This window comes from Pseudoxanthomonas sp. PXM01 (genome assembly GCF_014851815.1).
Classification (GTDB): domain Bacteria; phylum Pseudomonadota; class Gammaproteobacteria; order Xanthomonadales; family Xanthomonadaceae; genus Pseudoxanthomonas_A.
In genome coordinates, this window is record NZ_JACVAJ010000001.1 from 1,128,604 (window position 1) to 1,152,126 (window position 23,523).

Annotated in this window: 22 protein-coding genes, 1 tRNA gene and 1 pseudogene; 12 read left to right on the top strand and 12 right to left on the bottom strand. The window is 67.4% G+C overall.

What is annotated here, in order from left to right:
- Positions 1 to 23: 23 nt before the first annotated feature.
- The 5 genes and pseudogenes from IB230_RS05110 to IB230_RS05125 all read left to right on the top strand — a co-directional run bounded on the left by IB230_RS05110 (position 24) and on the right by IB230_RS05125 (position 3,266).
- Positions 24 to 887 (top strand): DUF692 domain-containing protein, encoded by an 864-nt coding sequence (locus tag IB230_RS05110; protein WP_225589203.1) that lies wholly within the window; start codon positions 24 to 26, stop codon positions 885 to 887.
- On the top strand, positions 880 to 1,629 hold the full coding sequence (locus IB230_RS05115) for a putative DNA-binding domain-containing protein (RefSeq protein ID WP_192269510.1): 750 nt from the start codon (positions 880 to 882) through the stop codon (positions 1,627 to 1,629). Before IB230_RS05110 ends, IB230_RS05115 begins: the two co-directional genes overlap by 8 nt.
- A gap of 144 nt (positions 1,630 to 1,773) precedes the next feature.
- Positions 1,774 to 2,397: pseudogene (gene rnt, locus IB230_RS05120) on the top strand (ribonuclease T); the annotation flags it as partial.
- A complete protein-coding gene (locus IB230_RS19670) occupies positions 2,380 to 2,766 on the top strand; it encodes an ADP-ribosylation/crystallin J1 (protein WP_225589417.1) in 387 nt (128 codons plus the stop codon). The pseudogene rnt and the gene IB230_RS19670, both read left to right, overlap by 18 nt.
- Positions 2,766 to 3,266: an O-acetyl-ADP-ribose deacetylase gene (locus IB230_RS05125; RefSeq protein WP_192269512.1), complete on the top strand. Its 501-nt coding sequence runs from the start codon at positions 2,766 to 2,768 to the stop codon at positions 3,264 to 3,266. Before IB230_RS19670 ends, IB230_RS05125 begins: the two co-directional genes overlap by 1 nt.
- Position 3,267: 1 nt before the next feature.
- On the opposite strand, the gene rhtA is transcribed toward IB230_RS05125, so the two are convergent.
- A complete protein-coding gene (gene rhtA / locus IB230_RS05130) occupies positions 3,268 to 4,155 on the bottom strand; it encodes a threonine/homoserine exporter RhtA (RefSeq protein ID WP_192269515.1) in 888 nt (295 codons plus the stop codon).
- A gap of 113 nt (positions 4,156 to 4,268) precedes the next feature.
- Here rhtA and IB230_RS05135 point away from each other — a divergent pair, with 113 nt between their 5' ends.
- Positions 4,269 to 4,808: an XRE family transcriptional regulator gene (locus tag IB230_RS05135; RefSeq protein ID WP_192269519.1), complete on the top strand. Its 540-nt coding sequence runs from the start codon at positions 4,269 to 4,271 to the stop codon at positions 4,806 to 4,808.
- Positions 4,809 to 4,818: 10 nt separating this feature from the next.
- Here the strand turns inward: IB230_RS05135 and IB230_RS05140 are convergent, their stop codons facing one another.
- Genes IB230_RS05140 through rnr form a run of 4 tightly spaced genes read right to left on the bottom strand, consistent with a single transcriptional unit; the run spans position 4,819 to position 9,754 of the window.
- Complete coding sequence (locus IB230_RS05140) at positions 4,819 to 6,012, bottom strand: P1 family peptidase (RefSeq protein WP_225589204.1); 1,194 nt, start codon at positions 6,010 to 6,012, stop codon at positions 4,819 to 4,821.
- Positions 6,013 to 6,025: 13 nt separating this feature from the next.
- Complete coding sequence (gene rlmB, locus IB230_RS05145; RefSeq protein ID WP_192269522.1) at positions 6,026 to 6,769, bottom strand: 23S rRNA (guanosine(2251)-2'-O)-methyltransferase RlmB; 744 nt, start codon at positions 6,767 to 6,769, stop codon at positions 6,026 to 6,028.
- Positions 6,770 to 6,820: 51 nt separating this feature from the next.
- Entirely contained in the window at positions 6,821 to 7,294 is a 474-nt protein-coding gene (locus IB230_RS05150; protein WP_192269525.1) for a GFA family protein, read from the bottom strand.
- Between the two features lie 3 nt (positions 7,295 to 7,297).
- The gene (rnr, locus tag IB230_RS05155) at positions 7,298 to 9,754 is read right to left on the bottom strand and encodes a ribonuclease R (RefSeq protein ID WP_192269528.1); all 2,457 of its coding nucleotides are present in this window, start codon (positions 9,752 to 9,754) and stop codon (positions 7,298 to 7,300) included.
- A gap of 92 nt (positions 9,755 to 9,846) precedes the next feature.
- Here rnr and IB230_RS05160 point away from each other — a divergent pair.
- The 5 genes from IB230_RS05160 to IB230_RS05180 all read left to right on the top strand — a co-directional run bounded on the left by IB230_RS05160 (position 9,847) and on the right by IB230_RS05180 (position 15,220).
- Positions 9,847 to 9,931 (top strand) — tRNA-Leu (locus IB230_RS05160).
- 152 nt (positions 9,932 to 10,083) lie between these two features.
- Positions 10,084 to 11,901 (top strand): SLC13 family permease, encoded by a 1,818-nt coding sequence (locus tag IB230_RS05165; RefSeq protein ID WP_192269531.1) that lies wholly within the window; start codon positions 10,084 to 10,086, stop codon positions 11,899 to 11,901.
- A gap of 56 nt (positions 11,902 to 11,957) precedes the next feature.
- The gene (gene parC / locus IB230_RS05170; protein ID WP_192269534.1) at positions 11,958 to 14,201 is read left to right on the top strand and encodes a DNA topoisomerase IV subunit A; all 2,244 of its coding nucleotides are present in this window, start codon (positions 11,958 to 11,960) and stop codon (positions 14,199 to 14,201) included.
- A gap of 17 nt (positions 14,202 to 14,218) precedes the next feature.
- Complete coding sequence (locus tag IB230_RS05175; RefSeq protein WP_192269537.1) at positions 14,219 to 14,503, top strand: hypothetical protein; 285 nt, start codon at positions 14,219 to 14,221, stop codon at positions 14,501 to 14,503.
- A gap of 60 nt (positions 14,504 to 14,563) precedes the next feature.
- Positions 14,564 to 15,220, top strand: a complete 657-nt coding sequence (locus IB230_RS05180; protein ID WP_192269540.1) for a thiopurine S-methyltransferase — start codon at positions 14,564 to 14,566, stop codon at positions 15,218 to 15,220.
- On the opposite strand, the gene bfr is transcribed toward IB230_RS05180, so the two are convergent.
- Entirely contained in the window at positions 15,221 to 15,706 is a 486-nt protein-coding gene (gene bfr, locus IB230_RS05185; RefSeq protein ID WP_225589205.1) for a bacterioferritin, read from the bottom strand. It abuts the gene before it with no gap.
- Between the two features lie 160 nt (positions 15,707 to 15,866).
- On the opposite strand from bfr, the gene IB230_RS05190 reads away from it, so the two are divergent.
- Positions 15,867 to 18,278 (top strand): penicillin acylase family protein, encoded by a 2,412-nt coding sequence (locus IB230_RS05190; protein ID WP_192269546.1) that lies wholly within the window; start codon positions 15,867 to 15,869, stop codon positions 18,276 to 18,278.
- Here the strand turns inward: IB230_RS05190 and IB230_RS05195 are convergent.
- The 6 genes from IB230_RS05195 to dapD all read right to left on the bottom strand — a co-directional run bounded on the left by IB230_RS05195 (position 18,266) and on the right by dapD (position 23,504).
- Positions 18,266 to 18,634 carry a nuclear transport factor 2 family protein gene (locus tag IB230_RS05195; RefSeq protein WP_192269549.1) on the bottom strand — a complete coding sequence of 123 codons (369 nt, stop codon included), beginning with the start codon at positions 18,632 to 18,634 and terminating at the stop codon, positions 18,266 to 18,268. The two genes, IB230_RS05190 and IB230_RS05195, sit on opposite strands and share 13 nt — an antisense overlap.
- Positions 18,631 to 20,334 (bottom strand): asparagine synthase B, encoded by a 1,704-nt coding sequence (asnB, locus tag IB230_RS05200; protein ID WP_192269552.1) that lies wholly within the window; start codon positions 20,332 to 20,334, stop codon positions 18,631 to 18,633. Before asnB ends, IB230_RS05195 begins: the two co-directional genes overlap by 4 nt.
- A 259-nt stretch (positions 20,335 to 20,593) precedes the next feature.
- The gene (dapE, locus tag IB230_RS05205) at positions 20,594 to 21,736 is read right to left on the bottom strand and encodes a succinyl-diaminopimelate desuccinylase (protein WP_192269555.1); all 1,143 of its coding nucleotides are present in this window, start codon (positions 21,734 to 21,736) and stop codon (positions 20,594 to 20,596) included.
- Positions 21,733 to 22,095 (bottom strand): Spx/MgsR family RNA polymerase-binding regulatory protein, encoded by a 363-nt coding sequence (locus tag IB230_RS05210; RefSeq protein ID WP_192269558.1) that lies wholly within the window; start codon positions 22,093 to 22,095, stop codon positions 21,733 to 21,735. Before IB230_RS05210 ends, dapE begins: the two co-directional genes overlap by 4 nt.
- 72 nt (positions 22,096 to 22,167) lie before the next feature.
- On the bottom strand, positions 22,168 to 22,572 hold the full coding sequence (locus tag IB230_RS05215) for a hypothetical protein (protein WP_192269561.1): 405 nt from the start codon (positions 22,570 to 22,572) through the stop codon (positions 22,168 to 22,170).
- Between the two features lie 80 nt (positions 22,573 to 22,652).
- A complete protein-coding gene (dapD, locus tag IB230_RS05220; protein WP_225589206.1) occupies positions 22,653 to 23,504 on the bottom strand; it encodes a 2,3,4,5-tetrahydropyridine-2,6-dicarboxylate N-succinyltransferase in 852 nt (283 codons plus the stop codon).
- Positions 23,505 to 23,523: the final 19 nt, after the last annotated feature.

The window sequence follows — 23,523 nt, forward strand, 5'->3', positions numbered from 1 at the left end:
CCGGCGATACGCCGGGACCTGTCATGACCTCGCGCATGGGCACGCCCCTCTCTCCCGACACCGCCGGCCTGGGCCTGCGCCGCGCGCTGCTGGACGAACTGATGACGGCGCCGGCAGGCGCGTTCGACTTCCTCGAGTGCGCGCCGGACAACTGGATCGGCGTGGGGGGGCGCTACGGCGAAGCCTTGCAGACGTTGTCCGCCCGGCACCCGGTCACCTGCCATGGCCTGTCGCTGTCGCTGGGCGGCATGGCGCCACTGGACGACACCTTCCTCGCGCGCACGCGCCGGTTCCTCGACCGGCATGGTGTCGCGCTGTACAGCGAACACCTCAGCTACTGCAGCGACGACGGCCACCTGTACGACCTGATGCCGATCCCGTTCACCGAGGAAGCCATCCATCACGTCGCCGCACGCATCCGCCAGACGCAGGACGCGCTGGGCCGGCGCATCGCGGTGGAAAACGTTTCCTACTACGCCGCCCCCTACCAGGCGATGGCCGAGGTGGATTTCATCACTGCCGTACTCGACGAAGCGGACTGCGACCTGCTGCTGGACGTCAACAACATCTTCGTCAACGCGATCAACCACGGTTACGACGCGCGTGCGTTCCTCGCGCGCATGCCGTCGAAGCGGATCGCGTCGTACCACGTCGCAGGCCACTACGACGAAGCCGAGGACCTGAAGGTCGATACGCACGGCGCACCGGTGAAGGACGATGTGTGGTCGCTGCTCGCGCTGGCCTACGCCACCCACGGCGTGCGCCCCACGCTGCTGGAGCGCGACTTCAACTTTCCGCCACTGGCGGAACTGGCCGACGAGCTGCAGCGCATCCGCGTCCTGCAAGCGGCGGCCCGCACAGACGCGACCTTGGCGACCCATGGCTGACACTCTGCGCGACCAGCAGTTCACTCTGTCCAATCACCTGCGTGATCCCCAGGCGCATGCCGCGCCGCCCGGGATCGAGGAACGCAGGCTCGCCATCTACCGCGACCTGTTCTTCAACAACATCGAAGGCCTGCTGGCCGGCAACTTCCCGGTGATCCGCAAGACGCTGGGCGACGACGCGTGGCGGGGACTCGTGCGGGGGTTCTACGCGAACCATCGCAGCCATACGCCGTTGTTTCCCGAGATCGCACGCGAGTTCATCCGTTACCTGGAAGCGCGCGATGACGAAACGCTGCCACCGTGGTTGCGCGAACTCGCCCACTACGAGTGGGTCGAACTCGCCCTGCAGATCGCCGACGACGCCGTGCCGGCCCATGTCGCCGACGGTGACCTGCTGACCGGCGTCCCCGTGCTGTCGCCGTTCGCCTGGGCGCTGGCCTACCAATGGCCCGTGTATCGCATCGGACCGGACGTCCAGCCCGACCTGCCACCGGCGGAGCCGACGCTGCTGCTGGTGCGTCGCGATGCGGACTACCAGGTACGGTTCGCCGCGATCTCGCCGCTGGTTTACCGACTGGTCGAACTGCTCGGCGAAGGCAGCCGCACCGGCTCCGATGCGCTGCGCCAGCTTGCCCAGGAGGCCGGCGTGGACGACGTGCCCGCCTTCGTCGAACAGGGTGCCGCGATGCTCGCGCGCATGCGCGAGGAAGGCACGGTGCTGGGGACCGTTCCCCGGATCTGACCTGTGGGAGCGACGTCAGTCGCGATTGCCCGCGGGACTGCACTCGGCCCGTCGCGACTGACGTCGCTCCCACAGGGAAAAGTCCTGATTGCGGTTGGGCTCCCAGCCAAGGAAGCGCGCCTGCCCTCTGCTACCCTTTCCCGCATGGAAAACACCCCCGAAACCGCCCGCATCACCCCCATGGCCCAGCGTTTCCGCGGCTACCTGCCCGTGGTGGTGGACGTGGAAACGGGCGGCTTCGACTGGAACAGGCACGCCCTGCTGGAACTGGCGGCGGTACCGCTGGATCTGGACGAAAACGGCCTGCTGGTCTGCGGCCCGACCTCGAGCGTGCACCTGCACCCGGCCCCCGGCACCGAGATCGATCCAAAGTCGCTGGAAGTCACCGGCATCGACCTGGACCACCCGTTCCGCTTCGCCAAGCACGAGAAGGACGCGCTCGACCATGTGTTCGCACCGGTCCGCGCGGCGGTGAAGAAGCACGGCTGCCAGCGCGCGATCCTGGTCGGCCACAACGCGCACTTCGACCTCAACTTCCTCAACGCCGCGGTCGCGCGCGTGGCGCACAAGCGCAATCCGTTCCATCCCTTCAGCGTGTTCGACACGGTGACGCTGGCCGGCGTCGCCTACGGCCAGACCGTGCTCGCCCGCGCCGTCCAGGCGGCCGGCTTCGACTGGAACGCCGAGGACGCGCATTCGGCCGTCTACGATGCCGAACAGACCGCACGCCTGTTCTGCAACATCGTGAACATGTGGCCGAAGCCGCTGGCATCGGCGTCCTTTTCCGAACCGGAACAGGACACGATCACGATGTACCGGCCTACCGGCCCGGAGGAGTTGGCCTTGCTGGCCCAGCGCGAGTTCCGTCGTTGGCCACCGCGTCTGCCCGAGCAGCCCATCTTCTACCCGGTCACCAACGAACAGTATGCCGCCGAGATCGCGGAGCGTTGGAATATCAAGGACAGCGGTGTCGGCTACGTGACTCGTTTCAGGGTGCGCAAGGACTTCATGTCCCGCTATCCCCTCCAGAAGGTCGGCGGCGCGCACCATACCGAGTGGTGGGTACCCGCAGAGGAACTGGAGCTGTTCAACGACAACATCGTGGGAACCATCGAAGTCATCGGCGAGTACAAGTGATGGCCCTCCACGCGCTGCGTGGCGACATCACCACCCTGCAGGTCGACGCCATCGTCAACGCGGCGAACAGTTCGCTGCTCGGCGGCGGCGGCGTGGATGGCGCGATCCATCGTGCCGCCGGTCCGGAGCTGGTGCACGAATGCCGGCTGCTCGGCGGCTGCAAGACCGGCGAGGCGAAGATCACGAAGGGATATCGCCTGCCGGCGCGCCATGTGATCCATACCGTCGGCCCGGTCTGGCGTGGTGGGGAACAAGGCGAGCCGGCGCTGCTCGCCGCGTGTTATCGCAACAGCCTGGCACTGGCGGAGAAGCACGGCCTTCACAGCATCGCCTTCCCGTGCATCAGCACCGGCATCTTTGGCTACCCAGCGGATGCCGCGGCGCGCATTGCGGTCGATACGGTCCGCACCGCGCTGTCCGCTTCGGACGCGCCGCAGGAAGTGATCTTCTGCTGCTTTTCCACCGACGACCTGGCGCTCTACCTGGCCTTGCTCGACTGACCTACGCCTCGCCGTTGGCCGCGGTCTGCACCGGAGGACGCGATGTCATCGCCGCACCAGCGGACGCGACGATGATCGCGGCGATCGCCAGCCACTGCAGCACCGACAGGCGTTCGTGCAGGAACAGCAGGCCGCAGAGTGCGGCAATGGCCGGCTCCAGGCTCATCAGCATGCCGAACGTGCGCGTCGGCATCTTGGTCAGCGCCACCATCTCCAGGCTGTAGGGAATCGCGGTGGACAGCAGCGCCACGGCCAGCGCGATGGGCAGCAACGCCGGCGCGAGCAACGCGGTGCCGGCATGCGCGACACCGAACGGCACCGCGACCGCCGCGGCGATGCAACTGCCGATGGCGACCGTCTGCGGCCCGTGCGCGTTGCCCGCCTTCTGGCCGAACACGATGTACATCGCCCAGCACGCGCCCGCGCCCAGCGCGTAGGCCGCGCCCGTGAGATCCAGCGGCTGATTGCCCTGCTCCGGCACCAGCAGCACCAGGCCGACGACGGCGAGCACCACCCAGATCACATCGCGCAGATGCCGCGAGCCGAACAGCGCCACGGCCAGCGGTCCGGTGAATTCGAGCGCGACTGCGATGCCCAACGGCACGGTTTCCAGCGACTTGTAGAACAGCAGGTTCATCAGGCCCAGCGAGGCACCGTAGAACATCAGCAGCGGCCACTGCTCCCGGGTCACCCGCGCGCGCCAAGGCCGGAACACGATCACCAGCATCAGCGTCGCCAGCGCCAGGCGCAGCGCCGTCGCGCCGGTGGCGCCGACGGCCGGGAACAGGCTCTTCGCCATCGAGGCGCCGGCCTGGATGGAGAGCATCGCGACGAGCAGCAGCGCGATCGGCTGCCAGGCGAGGGTTGCGTGGGAATTCGGGGACGACATGACGGCACTGCCTGCGGACGCCGACGCGCCGCGCTTGAGGGGGAATAGGTTGCGCACTATATTGCGCAGACCGAAGCTTACCGGATGCGCAATATAGTGCGCAACCCCTACCCATGAGTGTGCTGGAACACGTCGCCGAGAATATTCGCCGTCTGCGGACCGACGCGGGCCTCAGCCAGCAGGCGCTGTCGGTCGCGGCGGATGTCTCCCGTCGGATGCTGGTCGGGATCGAGTCCGGCGATGCCAATGTCAGCCTCAATACGCTGGACCGGATCGCCGAGGCGCTGAAGGTGACGTTCGCCGACCTGGTGAAACCGCCGACGGCGCCGGGCTTGGACCGGATCGAGGCGCTGGCGTGGAGCGGCCGCACGCCGGGCTCGCAGGGTGTGCTGCTGGCGACCGCGCCGGCCTCGCACGACGTCGAACTCTGGGCATGGACGTTGATGCCGGGTGATCGCTACACCTCGGCCGCCGATCCGGCCGGCTGGCACGAGATGTTCTTCGTCATCGAGGGCAACCTAGTGATCGAACTCCCGGACCGCGAACACGTCGTCGCGGCCGGCGATTTCTTCGTCTTCCCCAGCGACTGCGACTACGCCTACCGCAACGACGGCGACACGCCGCTGCGCTTCATCCGCAACGTCGTGCACTGATCGCGGAGGATCACTCCGTCGGCGGTGCGATGCCGTGCTGTTTCAGGATCTGGCGCACGCGATCCAGCGGGATCGCCTCGACGGTCTCGCCGTTGCCGCTGACCGTGGTCGCCATGAAGATCGAGTTGTAGATCGCCTCTTCCACCGCCTCCACGCTGGCCTGGAATACCGCGCTCATCTGCTCGTTGGCCAGCTCCGAGGTCTCGAGGCGCGGCGCGTCGAACGTGCGGCGGACCGAGTCCGCGGTGGAGAACGCGAGGATGTAGTCGCCGCTGCCATTGGACGCCGAACTGCCGGTACGGCCCAGCCCCATCATCGCGCGCGAGGCGACGCGGCGCAGGTTGCGGTCGCTGAGCGGCGCATCGGTGGCGATGACGATGATGATCGAGCCGTCGCCGCGATCGTCGGCGAGGCCATGTCGATCGTCCGCCTGCAGGGCGACCGCCTGCTGGAACGCGTAGCGATCCAGTTCGCGACCGACGGGCGCACCCGCCACCTGCAGCACGCCGCCGAAGTTGCTCTGCACCAGTACGCCGACGGTCCAGCCGCCCAGCGATCCGGGCAGCGCGCGCGACGACGTGCCGATGCCGCCCTTCCAGCCAAACGCCACCGTGCCGGTGCCGGCACCGACGCTGCCTTCCTGCACCGGCCCCTCTTTCGCGGACGTCAGCGCGCGACGCACGGCGTCGGCGGTGACCGGACGTGCACGGATATCGTTGAGGCCGCCATCGTTGGTCTCGCCGACCACGACGTTGAGCGAGCGCACCTGCTGCATGTCGGGCTGGGCCAGCATCCAGTCCGCCATCGCGTCGGCGGCCTTCCACACGCACAGCGTGCAGGTCAGCAGGATCGGCGTTTCCAGCTCGCCCAGCTCGTTGATCTGGGTGCTGCCGACGAACTTGCCGAAACCGTTGCCGACATGCACCGCGGCCGGCACGCGCGACCGGTAGACATTGCCGGGATGCGGCAGGATCGCGGTGATGCCGGTGCGTATGGTGTCGCCTTCCTTCAGCGTCACCTGGCCGACGCGGACACCGGCGACATCGGTGATGGCGTTGTGCGGACCAGGCGTGAAGATGCCGGGCGCGACGCCGAGGTCGCGCGCGCGTACACGCGACTCGTCGCGTGCGACGGCAGAGAAAGAACACGCTACCAGCGACAGCGCGACCAGACGGCGGAAGATCATGCGGCGTTCCCTGCTCATGTCGATGTCCTGCTTACTGGCGCTGGCGAACGGCCTCGAACAGCGTGATGCCGGCCGCGACCGAGACGTTGAGGCTTTCGATATCGCCGGGCATCGGGATCTTCACCAGCCCGTCGCAGTGCTCGCGCGTCAGGCGACGGAGGCCGTCGGCTTCGCCGCCCAACGCCAGCGCCACGTTGCCGCGCAGGTCGATCGAATACAGCGACGCCTCCGCTTCACCGGCCAGTCCGTAGATCCACACGCCGAGCTGCTGCAGATCGCGCAGGCAGCGCGACAGGTTGGTGACCTGCACGACCGGGATACGGTCGGCGGCGCCGGCCGAGGTCTTGCGCACGGTCGCGTTGACGCCGACCGACTTGTCCTTGGGGATGATCACCGCGGTGACGCCGGCGGCGGCCGCGCTGCGCAGGCAGGCGCCGAGGTTGTGCGGGTCCTGCACGCCGTCCAGCACCAGCAGCAGCGCCTTGCCCTCGGCGGCTTCCACCAGGCCCTGCAGTTCGTCCTCGTCCCAGGTCTTCGCGGCGGCGTAGCGCGCGGCCACGCCCTGGTGGCGCAGCGAGCCGGCCACGCCGTCCAGTGCCTGGCCGGTGACGCGGCGCACGTCGATGCCCTTGCGGCGGGCGTTCTCTTCGATCTCGGTCAGGCGCGCGTTCTTGCTGCCGCCTTCGACCAGAATCTCGCGCACGTTGTCGGCATCGTTCTCGACGGCCGAGGCGACCGCGTTGACGCCGACGATCCACTGATTCTGCTTGCTCATGCGCTGTACGGCCGCGTTGGAAAGGCCGGCATTATCGCACCGACCGCCGGCTCAGCGCGGCGGCCACGCGGTCGTGTCATGGTCCGGATGCTGGAACGACACCACCCCGGCGAGGAATGCCGCGGCCGCCTCGTCCTCCTCGGTGCGCCGCTGCGGCAGCGCCGACAGGCCGTCCACGTACGGCAGCTTGCCCTCGACGCCGTATTGCACCCACGGCGCCAGTCCGGCCGGATCGTCGAACGCCCCGGCCGCCACCGCCACGCCATCCGGCGCCTCATAGGTCAGCGGCGTACCGCAGTCGCTGCAGAAGCCGCGGCTGACCACGTTCGACGACGGGAAGCGCTTCGGCTCGCCCCGCGTCCATTCCAGCACCGCGCCGCGTGTGGACACCAACGGCGCGTAGTACGCGCCGAACGCCTTCTGGCACATGCGGCAATGGCAGATCGACGCGTCCTTCAACTCACCGGTGACGCGGAAACGCACGGCACCGCACTGGCAGCCACCGGTATGGACGGTATCGCTCATGCCTCAGTACTTCTGCTTCTTCCGCTTGGCTGGCTGGCCGCGCGGCGGCGGCGGCGGCAGACCGCTGTCCTTCGTCTTGTCCTCGACCAGGCGGAAGTCGATCTTGCGTTCCTCCAGGCTGGCCTTCAGCACGATGATGCGCACGCGGTCGCCCAGCCGGAACGACAGGCCGCGGCGCTCGCCGGACAGCGTCTTCCGCACCGGGTCGAAGTGGTAGTAGTCGTGCGGCAGCTGGGTCACGTGGACCAGGCCGTTGACCTTGGACTCGTCCAGCTCGACGAACAGGCCGAAGCTGGTCACGCCGCTGATGACGCCGTCGAACTGGCCGCCGACGTGCTTCTCCATCCACGCGGCACGGAAGCGCTCGTCGACCTCGCGCTCGGCCTCGTCGGCACGGCGCTCGCGCTCGGAGCACTGCAGCGCCAGCGCGGCCATGTCGCGCGCCGAGTACTGGAACGCGTCCGGTGACTTCTTCGTCAACCCGTGCTTGATCGCGCGGTGCACCAGCAGGTCGGGATAGCGGCGGATCGGCGAGGTGAAGTGCGCGTAGGCCTCCAGGGCCAGGCCGAAGTGGCCGACGTTGTCCGGCGAGTACACCGCCAGGCTCTGGCTGCGCAGCAGCACCGACTCCAGCAGCGGCGCGTCGGGGCGCTCGCGCACCTTCTTCAGCAGATTGGTGAAGTCCTTGGGCTGCACCTTGCCCCACGACGGCATCGACAGCTTGAACTCCTTCAGGAATTCCAGCAGGTCCATGTACTTGGTTTCCGGCGGCTTGTCGTGGATGCGGTACGGCGCGGGGATATGCGCCTTCAGCAGGAAAAGGGCCGCCTGGACGTTGGCGGCGATCATGCATTCCTCGATCAGCTTGTGCGCGTCGTTGCGCACCAGCATCCCGGCCTGCGTGACCTCACCCGTATTGTCGAGGACGAAGCGGACTTCGGAACTTTCGAACTCGATGGCGCCGCGCTGCGTGCGCGCCTTCGCCAGCACCTGGTAGAGCTGGTACAGGCGCTCGACGTGCGGCAGCACCGGCGCGATCTGCGCGCGGACCTCCTCGTCGTTCTCGCCGACCGCCTTCCACACCTGCGTATAGGTCAGGCGCGCGTGCGAGTTCATCACTGCTTCGTAGAACCTGGAGCTGGTCACCTCGCCGTCGCGGTTGACCTGCATGTCGCAGACGAAGGTCATGCGGTCGACCTTCGGGTTCAGCGAGCAGATGCCGTTGGACAGCGTCTCCGGCAGCATCGGCACCACGTAGCCCGGGAAGTAGACGGACGTGGCGCGCTTCTGCGCCTCGTCGTCCAGCGGCGCACCGGGACGGACGTAGTGCGAGACGTCGGCGATGGCGACGATCAGGCGGAAGCCGTCGCGCGTCGGTTCGCAGTAGACCGCGTCATCGAAGTCCTTCGCATCCTCACCGTCGATGGTCACCAGCGGCGTGGCGCGCAGGTCCACGCGGTCGCCGATCATCGCCTGCTCAACCACCAGCGGCACCGCGGTGGCTTCGTCCAGCACTTCCTGCGGGAATTCGTGCGGCAGGTTGTGGCCGTGGATCGCGGCCTCGACCACCAGCGACGGCGTCAGGCTGTCGCCGAGCACCGCGATGACCTTGCCGATGGGGGGACGGCGCGCATCCGGCGCCTGCGTCAGTTCGACGACCACCAGCTGGCCGTCGCGCGCGCCACCGGTGGCGTCCTGCGGGATCTGCACGTTGCGCTGGATGCGCTTGTCGTCCGGCGCCACGTACGCGATGCCGACCTCGAAACCGAAACGCCCGATCAGCCGGGTGACGCCACGCTCCAGCACGCGGGCGATGCTGCCCTCGCGGCGACCACGGCGATCGATGCCGGTGACGTTGGCCAGCGCACGGTCGCCGTGCATGACCTTGCGCATTTCATAGGGCGGCAGGAACAGGTCGTCGCCACCGCCGGTGTCAGGCCGCAGGAAGCCGAAACCGTCGGGATTGGCGATCACGGTGCCGGCGATCAGGTCGGTGTGCTGCACCGGCGCGAAGCCGCCCCGCCGGTTCTGCACCAGCTGGCCATCGCGGACCATCGCGCCCAGCCGCTTGGACAGCGCGTCGAAACGGTCGGCGGCATCGAGGCCCAGCGGCCCGGCGATTTCTTCCGCCGTCTGCGGACCGTCGGCGGCTTCAAGGAAGCCGAGGATGGCCTCCCGGCTGGCGATGGGCTGCTCGTACCGCTGGGCTTCGCGCTGCGCGTGCGGGTCGACGAACCGGCCGGCGGCGCGCGGTGCGGGACCGGCCGGCGGGCGACGGGACGGCGCCTTGGCGTTCGATGGACGGGACGCCACGTCGGGCATCCACGGCGGCAGGCTCTTCTTGGCGGGTTTGCCGGTCTTGGCCGGCTTTCCGGTGGTGCGGGAGGCGGACACACTGCCCGGCTTGCTTCCTTTCCCGGCGGGCGTCTTGCCGCCGCTTCGTGGTGTTTTCTTGGTCATGGCGGGATGGTACACCTCGCCTGAACAACATCATGCGAACGAACCGTTGACATTCCCCCGCCCGATCCTCAAAATGCGCGCCTCGCTTACCTGCCCAGGTGGCGGAATTGGTAGACGCACTAGTTTCAGGTACTAGCGGGTAAAACCGTGGAGGTTCGAGTCCTCTCCTGGGCACCACGCATAACGAAGACCCTCGCGAAAGCGGGGGTTTTTCGTTTCCGGCTTCCTACGACGACGGCATGCACATGCCCTCCCGACCTCACACGTCCTCACGGCGCCCCGCCGTAGGCTGCCGGTCACGCAACACGACGTAACGCCAGGGGGCGCACATGGAGTTCCAGCAGATCCTGTTCCTCGCCATCCTGGCGATCACCCTGGGTCTGTTCATCAGTGAAAAGCTGCGCGTCGATCTTGTCGCCCTGCTGGCGCTGCTTGCACTGACACTGACCGGCATCCTCGGCCCGAAGGAAGCGCTGTCCGGATTCGCCAGCGAGCCGGCGATCATCGTTGCCGCGGTATTCGTGCTGTCCGCCGGCCTGTCGGCCACCGGCATCACCGAGCGCATCGGCGCGGGCATCGGCCGCGCCGCCGGCGGCAGCGAATGGCGCACGATCGCCGTCGTGATGCCGGCCACCGCGGCGCTGGCCGCGTTTTCGCACCATGTGATGGTCACCGCGATGATGCTGCCGATCCTGATGCGCATCGCGCGCGACCAGAAGCTCGCCGCGTCGCGCCTGCTGATGCCGATGTCGCTGGCCGCCTCGCTGGGCACCACGCTGACGCTGTTCAGTGCGCCCGCCTTCCTGCTGTCGAACGACCTGATCAAGCGTGCCGGCCTGCCGGCGCTGGACATCTTCGCCATCACGCCGATCGGCATCGCGCTGGTGGTACTGGGCACGATGTACATGCTGCTCGGGCGCTGGCTGGTACCCAAGCGCGAGAGCGACGCGCCGCAGGGCGATTACCTGAAGCTGGACCGGTACTACACCGAACTGCTGGTCGAGGAGGACTCGCCATGGATCGGCCGGGAGCGCGGCGAGTTCGCCAAGACCTTCGACGACCGACTACAGGTGGTGGACTGGCTCCGCCACGGCATGCGCCGCCGCAACCAGCGTCCGGACAGCGTCCTGGCCGCCGGCGACGTGCTGCTGGTGCGCGCATCGCCCGACGAAATCGCCTCCATCCGCGACGAACCCGGCCTCGCGCTGCATGCGGTGGCCAAATACGGCGACAAGCGTGAGGAAGGCAAGAGCGAGGCGCTGGGCGAAGAGCAGCTGGTGCAGGCCGTGGTCGCGCCGCATTCCGAGTTCATCGGCCGCAGCGTGGCCGACATCGACTTCCTGCGGAACCTGGGCGTGGTCGTCGTCGGCCTGTGGCGCCGCGAGGGCTGGCTGCATGGCGAGCTCTCCGAAATGGTGCTGCAGGAAGGCGACCTGCTGGTGCTGTGGGGCCAACAGCAGAACTTCGAGCCGCTGGCGGCACACCACGGCTTTCTGATGCTGGTGCCGTTCGGCGGCCAGAAGAAGCCGCGTCGTCGCGCACCGGTCGCGCTGGCGATCATGGTCGCCGCGGTGGCGGCGGCCGCCACCGAGACGCTGGCGCCGCACATCGCCTTCCTCGCCGGCGCGGTGGCGATGGTGCTGACGCGCTGCGTGGACATCGAACGCGCCTATCAGGAGATCGATGTCCGCATCTTCGTGATGATCGGTGGCGTGATCCCGCTGGGCATCGCGATGGAGAAGACCGGCACCGCGGCGCTGGTCGCCGACCTGCTGCAGAACCACACCGCCCACTGGTCCCCGCTGGTACTGCTGCTGGTGATGTTCGGCACCGCCGCCCTGTTGACGCAGATCCTCTCCGACGCGGCGACCACCGTACTGCTGGCGCCGATCGCGCTGGCACTGGCCACCGGCCTGGAACTGAACCCGGTGCCCTTCGTGGTGTGCACGGCGATGGGGGCGGTGGCCTCGTTCCTGACCCCCATCGGCCACCACGGCAACCTGTTGATCCTCAACCCGGGGCGCTACACGTTCGGCGACTTCCTGCGCGTGGGCATCCCGCTGACGGCGGCCATCGCCATCACCACCGCCTGGCTGGCACGCTGGCTGTGGCTGGGCGGCCCGCTGGTGCCCGGTAGCAGCGGCTGAGACGGGGCGGCGGGTAGAATGGCCGGGCTTTCCGCCCTGCAGACCGCACGCCCGCAATGACCGAAACGATCCGCCCCACCTTCCACGGCTTCGAACAGATCCCGCTGCGCGAGTACGCCGAGCGCGCCTACCTCGACTACTCGATGTATGTCGTGCTGGACCGCGCCCTGCCCTTCATCGGCGATGGCCTGAAGCCGGTCCAGCGCCGCATCGTCTATTCGATGAGCGAGCTGGGCCTGAATGCCGGCGCCAAGCCGAAGAAGTCCGCGCGCACCGTCGGCGACGTGATCGGCAAGTACCACCCGCACGGCGACAGCGCCTGCTACGAAGCACTGGTGCTGATGGCGCAGCCATTTTCGTACCGCTACCCGCTGATCGAAGGCCAGGGCAACTTCGGTTCGCCCGACGACCCGAAGTCGTTCGCCGCGATGCGCTACACCGAATCCAAGCTCACGCCGATCGCCGAAGTGCTGCTGGGCGAGCTGGGCCAGGGCACGGTCGACTGGATACCGAACTTCGACGGCACGCTGGAGGAGCCCACCTGGCTGCCGGCGCGCCTGCCGCACCTGCTGCTCAACGGCACCACCGGCATCGCCGTCGGCATGGCGACCGATGTGCCGCCGCACAATCTCAACGAGATCGTCAGCGCCTGCATCCGCCTGATCGATGATCCGGACGCGACCGTCGCCGACCTGTGCGAACACGTCCGTGGTCCGGACTATCCGACCAGGGCCGAGATCATCACCGCCGCGTCCGACCTGCGCGCGATGTACGAGAACGGCACCGGCAGCGTCCGCGCGCGCGCGGTGTGGCGCAAGGACAATGCCAACATCGTCATCGACGCCCTGCCCTACCAGGTGTCGCCGTCGAAGGTGATCGAGCAGATCGCCGCGCAGATGCGCGCCAAGAAGCTGCCCTGGCTGGAGGACATCCGCGACGAGTCCGACCACGCCAACCCGGTGCGCGTGGTGCTGATCCCGCGCTCGAACCGCGTGGACGCCGAACAGCTGATGGGCCACCTGTTCGCCACCACCGACCTGGAGAAGAGCTATCGGGTCAACCTCAACATCATCGGGCTGGACGGGCGTCCGCAGGTCAAGAACCTGAAGATGCTGCTGACGGAATGGCTGGCGTTCCGCAGCGATACCGTCACCCGCCGCCTGAAGCACCGGCTGGACAAGGTCGAGCGTCGCCTGCACCTGTTGGAAGGCTTGCTGGTCGCGTTCCTCAACCTGGATGAAGTCATCCGCATCATCCGCACCGAGGACGAACCCAAGGCCGCGTTGATCGCCCGCTTCCAGCTGAGCGAGGAACAGGCGGACTACATCCTCGATACCAAGCTGAAGCAACTCGCCCGCCTCGAGGAAATGAAGATCCGCGGCGAGCAGGACGAACTGCAGGCCGAGCGCGAGAAGATCGCCAGCATCCTGGAATCGAAGGCCAAGCTGAAGAAGCTGATCAAGGACGAACTGACCGCCGACGCGAAGAAGTTCGGCGATGCGCGCCTGTCGCCGCTGGTGCAACGCGATGCCGCGCAGGCGCTGGACGAAACCGAACTGGTCGCCAGCGAACCGATGACCGTGGTGCTGTCGGAGAAGGGCTGGATCCGCGCGGCGAAGGGCCACGACGTGGATGCGTCCACGCTGTCCTACCGCGACGGCGACGGGCTACTGGGTGCGGTGCGTTCGCGCAGCAACCAGCAGGTCGCGTTCCTGGATTCGGAAGGCCGCAGCTACTCGACCGCCGTCCACACGCTGCCCTCCGCACGCGGCAACGGCGAGCCGCTGACCGGACGCTTCTCGCCGGCCGCGGGCGCGTCGTTCCAGGCGCTGGCCACGGGCGACAACGACGCTCGCTTCGTGCTGGCGTCCTCGCACGGTTATGGCTTCGTCACCCGCTTCGAGAACCTCACCGGCCGCCAGAAGGCCGGCAAGGCGATGCTCAACCTGACCGTCGGTGCGAACGTGCTGCAACCGGCGCAGGTGCCCAATACCGAAACCGACCGCATCGTCGCCGTCACCAGCGCCGGCCACCTGCTGGCGTTCCCGGTCAGCGAGCTGCCGGAACTGGACAAGGGCAAAGGCAACAAGATCATCGAGATCCCCAAGGCCAAGCTCGGTACCGAGCGTGTGGTCGCGATCGCTGCGGTGTCGCCGGGCGCCACGCTGCTGGTCAAGAGCGGACAGCGCACGATGAGCCTGTCGTTCAAGGACCTGGACGAGTATGTCGGCGCGCGCGCGACGCGGGGCGGGTTGTTGCCGCGCGGGTGGCAGAAGGTCGACGGGCTGGATGTGCAATAGGTGGACGGCACAGGCCGATGACAACCTCCGAACCGATGATGATCGACTGCGGTCCGCACGGAGAGCGGGTTTCCGCTGTGGTCTGCCAGCACTTGCTCCAACGAGACACCTCTCCGTCCGGATTCATCGAGAACAGCGATGATCCCCACGACCTTCAAGCGTGGTGTCACCTCTGCGAGGAGAAATTCCAGCTTGAGGGCGAGATGACGGACGCCTTCAGACAGTTCAATGGCATGGCGATCGTTTGCGTCGTCTGCTACGACGAATCGAAAGCCCGTCATGCAATTTCCGTAACCCAATGACTGCAAGCGTCGCCGCACTCGGATGTTGAGTGCGACGACCCTGCGATGAGGAGCTTCGCGATGGATGCCGATTTCTGGTTGCAGCGGTGGCAGGAAGGCCAGATCGGCTTTCATCGTCACGACGTGATGCCGCTGCTCCAGAAGCACTGGCCGTCGCTGCAATTGCCGGAAGGGTCGCGGGTGCTGGTGCCGCTGTGCGGCAAGTCGCTGGACATGCACTGGCTGGCGGCGCAGGGCCATCGCGTGCTGGGCGTCGAACTGTCGCCGCTGGCGGTGACGCAGTTCTTCGAAGAAGCGAAGCTTGAGCCAGTCCGGACGACGAGCCGCTACGGCGAGCATTTCAGTGCCGGGCCGATCGAGATCATCCTGGGCGACGCCTTCGGCCTCGATCCGGCCCTGCTGGCGGATGTGGCCAGCATTTATGACCGTGCCGCCCTGATCGCATTGCCCGCCGACCTGCGCCTGCGTTACCGCGACACCGTCTATGCCAGCGCGCCCAGCGGCTGCCAGGGACTGCTGATCACGCTGGAGTATCCGCAGGAAGAGAAGGCCGGGCCGCCGTTCTCGGTGGCGCAGGCCGAAGTCGAGGCCCTGTTTGCGGCGCCATGGCGGCACACGCTGCTGGAGCGGCGCGACATCCTCGACCAGGAGCCGCGCTTTCGCGAAGAGGGCCTGAGCGCGCTGGAGACGGCGGTCTACCGCCTCCGCCGCGGCTGATCACCCGGCGGCGGGTTCGCCTTCCAGCTTCGAGGTCAGGTACAGCTGGATGCCCAGTCGCTTGATCAAGCCCAGCTGCTGCTCCAGCCAGTGCGCGTGGTCTTCCTCGGTGTCCTTCAGCTGGGTCAGCAGGATCTCGCGGCTGACGTAGTCGCCATGCTGCTCGCACAGCGCCACGCCCTTGGCCAGGTGCGCACGCACCGCGTACTCGACCTCGAGGTCGCGCTGCAGCATCTCCTCGACCGTCTTGCCGGCAACGAAGGTTTCCGGACGCATGTCCGGGTCGCCCTCCAGGAACAGGATGCGGCGCAGCAGCGCGTCGGCGTGTTCGGTTTCTTCCTGCATCTCGTGGTCGATGCGGTGGAACAGGGCCATGAGCCCCTGGTCCTCGTAGCGGCGCGAATGGATGAAGTACTGGTCGCGGGCGGCGAGTTCGCCACGCAGCAGGAACTTGAGGTAGTCGACGACGTCGGGATGGCCTTTCATGGGGGCGGCTCCTGGGGCGAGGCGCGCATCATGCCCCATCCCTCGCGGCGATGACCGAATCGGAATCAGTCTCGTTCGGCGTCGCGGCACGGCGGTGATGGCCTTGGCTTCCGTGGAATAATCCGGCCACCCGCCACGCCCTTACCGCAAGGACTCCGCAATGCTGAAGTGGACCCGGCGCATCGCGCTGCTGCTGTTGACCCTGGTTGTCGTGGCGTTGCTGGTGGCGTGGTGGCTGATGCGGGGCAGCCTCGCCCGACTCGATGGCGAACAGGCGCTGCCCGGGCTGTCCGCGCCCGTGAGCATCCAGCGCGATGCGCTGGGCGTGGTGACCATCGAGGCCGCCAGCGAAACCGACGCCGTGCGTGCGCTCGGCTTCGTGCACGCGCAGGAACGCTACTTCGAGATGGACCTGATGCGGCGCAGCTCCGCCGGTGAGCTGTCCGGCCTGTTCGGCTCCATCGCGGTGGACATGGACACATCACGACGGATGCACCGCATGCGGGCGCGCGCGACCGCATCGCTCGACGGATTCGCCGGCGACCGCATGCCGCAACTGCAGGCCTATGCCGACGGCGTGAACGACGGCCTCAGCGCCTTGAAGTCGCGACCCTGGCCGTACCTGTTGTTGCGGCAGTCGCCGCGCGCCTGGGAAGTGGCCGACTCCGCGCTGGCTGGCTACGCCATGTATTTCGACCTGCAGGACGCGGACAACGTGCGCGAGCTCGGCCTATGGAAGATCCGTCGCCAGGTGCCGCCTGCGCTGTATGCGCTGCTGACCCACGATGGCACCGAGTGGGATGCGCCCCTGCAGGGTGAACCGCGCGGCAACGCGCCCCTGCCGACCGCCGACCAGGTCGACCTGCGTACGCTGCCGATGCCGGAAACCGGTACGCATCAGCGCCTGGCCGACAAGGGCACGCCGGGCAGCAACAACTGGGCCGTGGCGGGTGCGCTGACGGCGGACGGCCGCGCCATCGTCGCCGACGACATGCACCTGGGGCTGCGCGCGCCGAACATCTGGTTCCGCGTGCGTCTGCGCTATCCGGATCCGCGCGCGCCTGGCGGCAAGGTCGATGTCTCGGGCTTCAGCCTGCCCGGCCTGCCGGCGATCATCGTGGGCAGCAATGGGCACGTGGCATGGGGCTTCACCAACAGCTACGCGGACACGGCGGACTGGTATCCGGTGAAGCCCTGCGGCAAGGGCGATGCCGCGGAGACCTGCGATGCGGTCGAGCACCATGCCGAAACGATCGAGGTCGCAGGCGCCGAGCCGGTGACGCTGGACGTGCCGGAAACGCGCTACGGGCCGATCATCCACGCGGCGAAAGGCAAGCAGCCGGCGCTGGCGTTGCGCTGGGTCGCGCACCAGCCGGGCTCATTGAACTTCGGGCTGGCGGACTTCGCCGCGGCCGGCGACCTGTCGGCCGCGCTGTCGGTGGCACAGCGCACCGCGACCCCGGCGCAGAACCTCGTCATCGCCGACCACAACGGCCGCATCGCCTGGCGCATCCTCGGTCCGCTGCCGTCGCGCGCGGCGTCTTGCCCACATACGCTGGAACTCGCGCCCGCTGCACCCGGGGACGATGCGGCCCCGTTGGCGCCGGGCAGCTGCCGGCCCTGGGTCATTTCCAGCCAGCTGTCGCCGGTACTCACCTCGCAGACGAGCCACCGCCTGTGGACGGCGAACGCGCGCGTGCTGGATGGCGCCGCACTCGAACGCGTCGGCGATGGCGGCTACGCGCTGGGCGCACGCGCGCAGCAGATCCGCGACGGCCTGCTGGCGAAGGAGCGGTTCACCGAGCAGGACCTGCTGGCGATCCAGCTCGACGACCGGGCGCTGTTCCTGCAGCGCTGGTGGCAGCTGCTGCAGGACGAAGCGAAGCGGTTGCCGGCGGACTCGTCGGTGAAGGCGCTCGCCGACGCCGGCAAGACCTGGGAAGGCGTCGCCAGCGTCGATTCGGTGAGCTACCGGCTGGTACGCGCCTGGCGTCTGGCCGTGCATGCGCGCATCGCCGACGGCCTGACCGCACCGGCGCAGGCGGCGCTCGGCGACGACTTCGTCATGCCCGACCTGCCGCAACTGGAAGGCGCGGTGTGGCCGTTGCTGGAGCAACGCCCCGCTCACCTGCTGTCGCGCCGATACAAGACCTGGGATGCGCTGCTGGAGGACGCGGCGAAGGAAGTCCGCGACGACCTGGCCGATCAAGGCCCGCTGGCCGAGCGTCGCTGGGGCGAACGCAATACCGCCAAGATCTGCCACCCGCTGGCCAACGCCCTGCCCGCCTTCCTCAAGCCGAAGCTGTGCATGCCGGGCGAACCGCTGGCCGGCGACGGCGCCATGCCACGCGTGCAGGGACCGGCGTTCGGCGCGTCCGAACGCATGGTGGTGTCGCCCGGCCACGAGGCCGACGGCATCATCCACATGCCGGGCGGCCAGAGCGGCCACCCGATGTCGCCGTTCTGGGGCGCGGGCCACGACGACTGGGTCCATGGCCGTCCGACGCCGTTCCTGCCCGGCGCCGCGACCCATACGCTGACGCTGCGCCCGACCAACGCTCAGCCGAGGTAATGCGAAGGCACCGGCAGACCCTGCTGCCGGAAGAAGCTGAGCTGGTCGAAATAACCGCGCTGGAACACGATCCGTCCCTCGCGCACGTGGAAGAACCCGCAGCCCCGCAGGCCGAGCGGATCGCGCCATTCGAGGATGGCCCACTCGCCATCCTCGAACAGGTTTTCCAGGATGCATACCATCGTGGCGCGACCGAATTCGGTGCGGAACATGGCCGTGATCGCCTCGCGGCCGTGCAGCGGATCGGTCACCACCTGGTGGTTGATCGCGTCTTCCGCGTACAGCGCCGCCAGACCATCGACATCCGCTGCGTTGAAGCGGCGGACCCATTCCCGCACGAGCTCGGACGGCGTCATGTCGACACTGACGCGTGCGCGGCTGCATGCACGCCAGCGACGGCGCGGCCGGACGGGTCGGCCATCTTCGCGAAGCTCGCATCCCACGCGATCGCCGCCGGCGACGAACAGGCGATCGACTTGCCGCCCGGCACCGTCTCCGCGCAGGCCTGTCCGGGATAGTGCTGCTCGAACAGCGTGCGGTAGTAGTACGCCTCCTTGGTCTGCGGCGGATTGACCGGGAAGCGCTTGTCGGCCGCCGCAAGTTCGCGATCGCTGACCTGCGCTTCGGCATGCGCCCTCAGTCCGTCGATCCAGCCATAGCCGACACCGTCACTGAACTGCTCCTTCTGCCGCCACAGGATCGACTCCGGCAGGTAGCCGTCGAACGCCTCGCGCAGCACACCCTTCTCCATGCGCTGCGCACCGGCGGAAGCCTTGTCGATCATCTTGTGCGCGGCATCCATCTTCATCGCCACTTCGAGGAATTCGACGTCGAGGAACGGCACGCGCGGCTCCACGCCCCAGGCCATCATCGACTTGTTGGCGCGCAGGCAGTCGTAGTTGTGCAGGGCGTCGAGCTTGCGCACCAGTTCCTCATGGAACTCGCGTGCGTTCGGTGCCTTGTGGAAGTACAGGTAGCCGCCGAAGATCTCGTCGCTGCCCTCGCCCGACAGCACCATCTTCACCCCCATCGCCTTGATGCGGCGCGCCAGCAGGTACATCGGCGTGGACGCGCGGATGGTGGTGACGTCATAGGTCTCGATGTGGCGGATGACCTCGGGAATCGCATCCAGGCCTTCCTGGAACGTGTAGGTGAACCCGTGATGCACCGTGCCCAGCGCCTTCGCCGCGATCTCGGCGGCGGCCAGGTCGGGGGAACCCTCCAGGCCGATGGCGAAGGAGTGCAGGCGCGGCCACCAGGCTTCGGTCTTGTCGTTGTCCTCGATGCGATGGCGTGCATAACGCGCGGCAACGGCGGCGACCAGCGAAGAATCCAGCCCGCCCGACAGCAGCACGCCGTACGGCACGTCGGTCATCAACTGGCGATGCACGGCGCGCTCGAACGCATCGCGCAGTTCCTCCTTCGGGACCTGCATGCCTTCGACCGCGGCGTAGTCGCGCCAGGCCGTGTCGTAGTACTTCACCAACGCACGCGTGGCGGTGTCGTAATAGTGGCCCGGCGGAAACTGCGCCACGTCCGCGCAGATCGGCGACAGCGCCTTCATCTCCGACGCCACGCACAGACGGCCCTCGCGATCGTGGCCCCAGTACAGCGGGCACACCCCGATCGGATCGCGCGCGATCAACGCACGTCCGTTCGCCTTGTCCCACAGTGCGAACGCGAAGATGCCGTTGAGGCGGTTGAGGAATGAGGCGGGTTCGTCTTCGCGGTACAGCGCGTTGATCACTTCGCAGTCCGAGCCGGTCTGGAACGCATAGTCCTGCGCCAGTTCCGCCTTCAGCTCGCGATGGTTGTAGATCTCGCCGTTCACGGCCAGCACCAGGTCGCCATCGGCCGAGCGCAGCGGCTGGGATCCGCCCGCCGGATCGACGATGGCGAGGCGCTCGTGCACCAGGATAGCGCCGTCGTCGTGGTACACGCCGCTCCAGTCCGGACCGCGATGGCGCTGCTTCTGCGAAAGCTCCAGCGACTGCCGTCGCAGGGCCTGGACGTCGTCGCCGGGTTGCAGCCCGAAGATGCCGAAGATGGAACACATGGAAGGAAGCTCCTGGTGGGGTTCGGAAACAGGGACCGGAAACGAAAAAACCCGCATCTCGCGATGCGGGTTTCTGGTATCCGGCAGGTCTTTCTTTGCCTAGTCGCAGAGCCGCATCGCCCGCGTCCCGTTGTTCGGACGCAGGTTATTGCGGTTGTTATTAATGGCGGTGCGGCAGGGCATGGGGCGACCGTAACCGCTCCCGCGGGGGCTTGGCAACTGTTTCATCCGAAAGTGAAGCGGCCCGGACCGACCGGCCTCACGCCGGCCGGGTCGACAGCATCAGCCGCTCAAGCAACCTCTGGTACAGGCCGGGCAGCGCCTCCAGATCGGCCACGCGGATGTTCTCGTCGACCTTGTGGATGCTGGCATTGACCGGTCCCACCTCGATGCATTCCGCGCCGAGCGGCGCGATGAATCGCGCATCGGACGTGCCGCCTGCCGTACTTTCCTCCGGTGGCGCGCCAGCGAATTCGCCCAGCACTGCGCGCGCGGTGGCACGCAGATGGCCTTCCGGCGTGTAGAACGGCTCACCGCCGCGCAGCCACTGGATGCTGTACTCCAGGCCATGCCTGCGGAAAATGCCTTCGATCTCCTGCTCCAGCCGTTCCGCCGTCCAGCTCGGATTGAAGCGCAGGTTGAACACCAGCTGCAGTTCGCCGGGGATGACGTTGCTCGCGCCGGTGCCGGCATTGATGTTGGAGATCTGCAGGCTGGTCGGCGGGAAAGTTTCGTAGCCTTCGTCCCACTGTCGCGCCGCCAGTTCGTCCAGCGCAGGCAGTGCCTTGTGGATGGGGTTGAGCGCCTTGTGCGGATAGGCCACGTGCCCTTGCACGCCGTGCACCTGCAACGTGCCGGTCAGCGTGCCGCGGCGGCCCACGCGCAACAGGTCACCCAACACATCCTTCGAGGAAGGCTCGCCGGTGATGCACCAGTCGATCTTCTGGCCACGCTCGCGGAACAGCTCGGCGACCTTCTTCACACCATCGTGTGCGGGACCTTCCTCGTCCGACGTGACCAGCAGGGCGACCGTGCCCGGATGATCGGGATGCGCGTCGACGAAGCGCTCCAGCGCGATCGTGCACGCGGCCACGCTGCACTTCATGTCGGCGGTGCCGCGCCCGTACAGCACGCCATCGCGCACAGTCGGCACGAAGGGATCGCTGGTCCACGCGGACAGCGGCCCCGGCGGCACCACGTCGGTATGGCCGAGCAGCACCAGCACCGGTGAGCCCGACCCGTGCGTTGCCCAGAGATTGTCGGTATCGCCGAAGCGCAGGTGTTCGCACTGGAACCCCCACTGCGCCAGCCGCGTCGCCAGCACCTGCTGGCAGCCTGCATCGTCCGGTGTCACCGAATGACGGCGGATCAGTTCGCTGGAAAGCTCGACGACATCGCTCACGATTCGGCTCCGAACTGCTTCTTGAAGCCATTGTCGCTGAAGCCCTGTGAAAAGCCCGCCACGCCACCGATCACCACGGGGCGGCGGATGAGCTGCGGATACTCCTTCAGCAACAACTTCCACTCCGCGTCGGAGCCCGGCGTCTTTCGGTTCTCCGGCAACTGCCGCCACGTCGTCGACGACTTGTTGATCAGCGCGTCCCAGCCACCAGCCTTGTCTGCCCAGCCCTTCAGCGTCTCGGGTGCCTGCCGGTTGTCGCGGTAGTCGATGAACGTATAGGCCACGCCGAAGCGGTCCAGCCACTTCGTGGCCTTCTTGCAGGTGTCGCAGTTCTTCAAACCGTAGAGCGTCGCCGTCATGATCCGATCGTTCGCAAGGAGTCGCCAGCGATGTTACCGCAGGGCCACACCATCATTCGCGAAATGCGCCGGTCAGTGCGGACACATGACCGTAGTAGCGCCTCGCAGGCGACCGTGGTCGTCGAACTGGAGTCCGATGGCGCCAACGCGCTCCACACCATCGCGTTCCATGCACACCATCTTGCGACGCACTGCATCGGGATTGTCGGCAGCACGCCGGACGGCATCGACGATGGACTCACGACTGGCGCCATCTGCACCTGCCGCCTGCACCGCCGCAATCAAGGGCACCATCTGGCGACGGGAAATGTCCCAAGCCACCTGGTCGGGATAGCAGTCGGGATTGGACGAGGTCGCCGCATTCGACAAGACCTCGCCCTCGATGGCTCCTTGGTGCCGGCCGGCGACCCACCAAAGCGCGTTGGTTCCGATCAGCAGGAACAGCAACACATAGATGAGAACGTTGCGGGTCGACATTGGACTTTCCTCACGTCAAGACCCATAGAACGACATTGAAATCGATCCCGCCACGCCAGACCACGGCACCGCGACTGCGCTCAGTCCGCGAGACCGCGCAGCAGTTCGTTGACGCTGGTCTTGCTCCGCGTCTTCTCGTCGACCTGCTTGACGATCACCGCGCAGTACAGCGAGTGCGAGCCGTCGGCGGCCGGCAGCGAGCCGGAGACGACGACGCTGCCAGGCGGCACGTAGCCGTAAGTGATTTCCTTCGTCGCACGGTTGTAGATGCGCGTGGACTGGCCGATGAACACGCCCATGCCGATCACGCTGTGATGGCCGACCACCACGCCTTCGACAACTTCCGAGCGCGCACCGATGAAGCAGTGGTCCTCGATGATCGTCGGGCTGGCCTGCAGCGGTTCCAGCACGCCACCGATACCGGCGCCGCCGGACAGGTGGCAATGCTTGCCGATCTGCGCGCACGAACCGACCGTCGCCCAGGTATCGACCATGGTGCCCTCGCCCACGTAGGCGCCGATGTTGACGAAGCTCGGCATCAGCACCACGTCCTTACCGAAGTACGTGCCGCGGCGCGCGATCGCACCGGGAACCACGCGCACGCCGAGCTTGCGGAAATCGTTCTCGTCGAACGCACCGAAGCGCGCTTCCACCTTGTCCCAGAACGGCGCGGGATAGGCTTCGACCAGTTCCATTTCGTTGACGCGGAAATACAGCAGCACGGCTTTCTTCAGCCACTCGTTGACCTTCCAACCGCCCTTGCCGTCGGGCTCGGCCACGCGAAGCTTGCCGGCTTCCAGGCCCTCGATGGCCAGCTCGACGGCGGCGCGGGTGGAGCCCTCGATCTCGTGCGGCGTCAGTTCGGCGCGACGCTCGAACGCGCTCTCGATGGTGGACTTCAGTTCTTCGGTCTTGCTGGCTTTGCGGGTCATCAAACGGTCTGCCGGATAC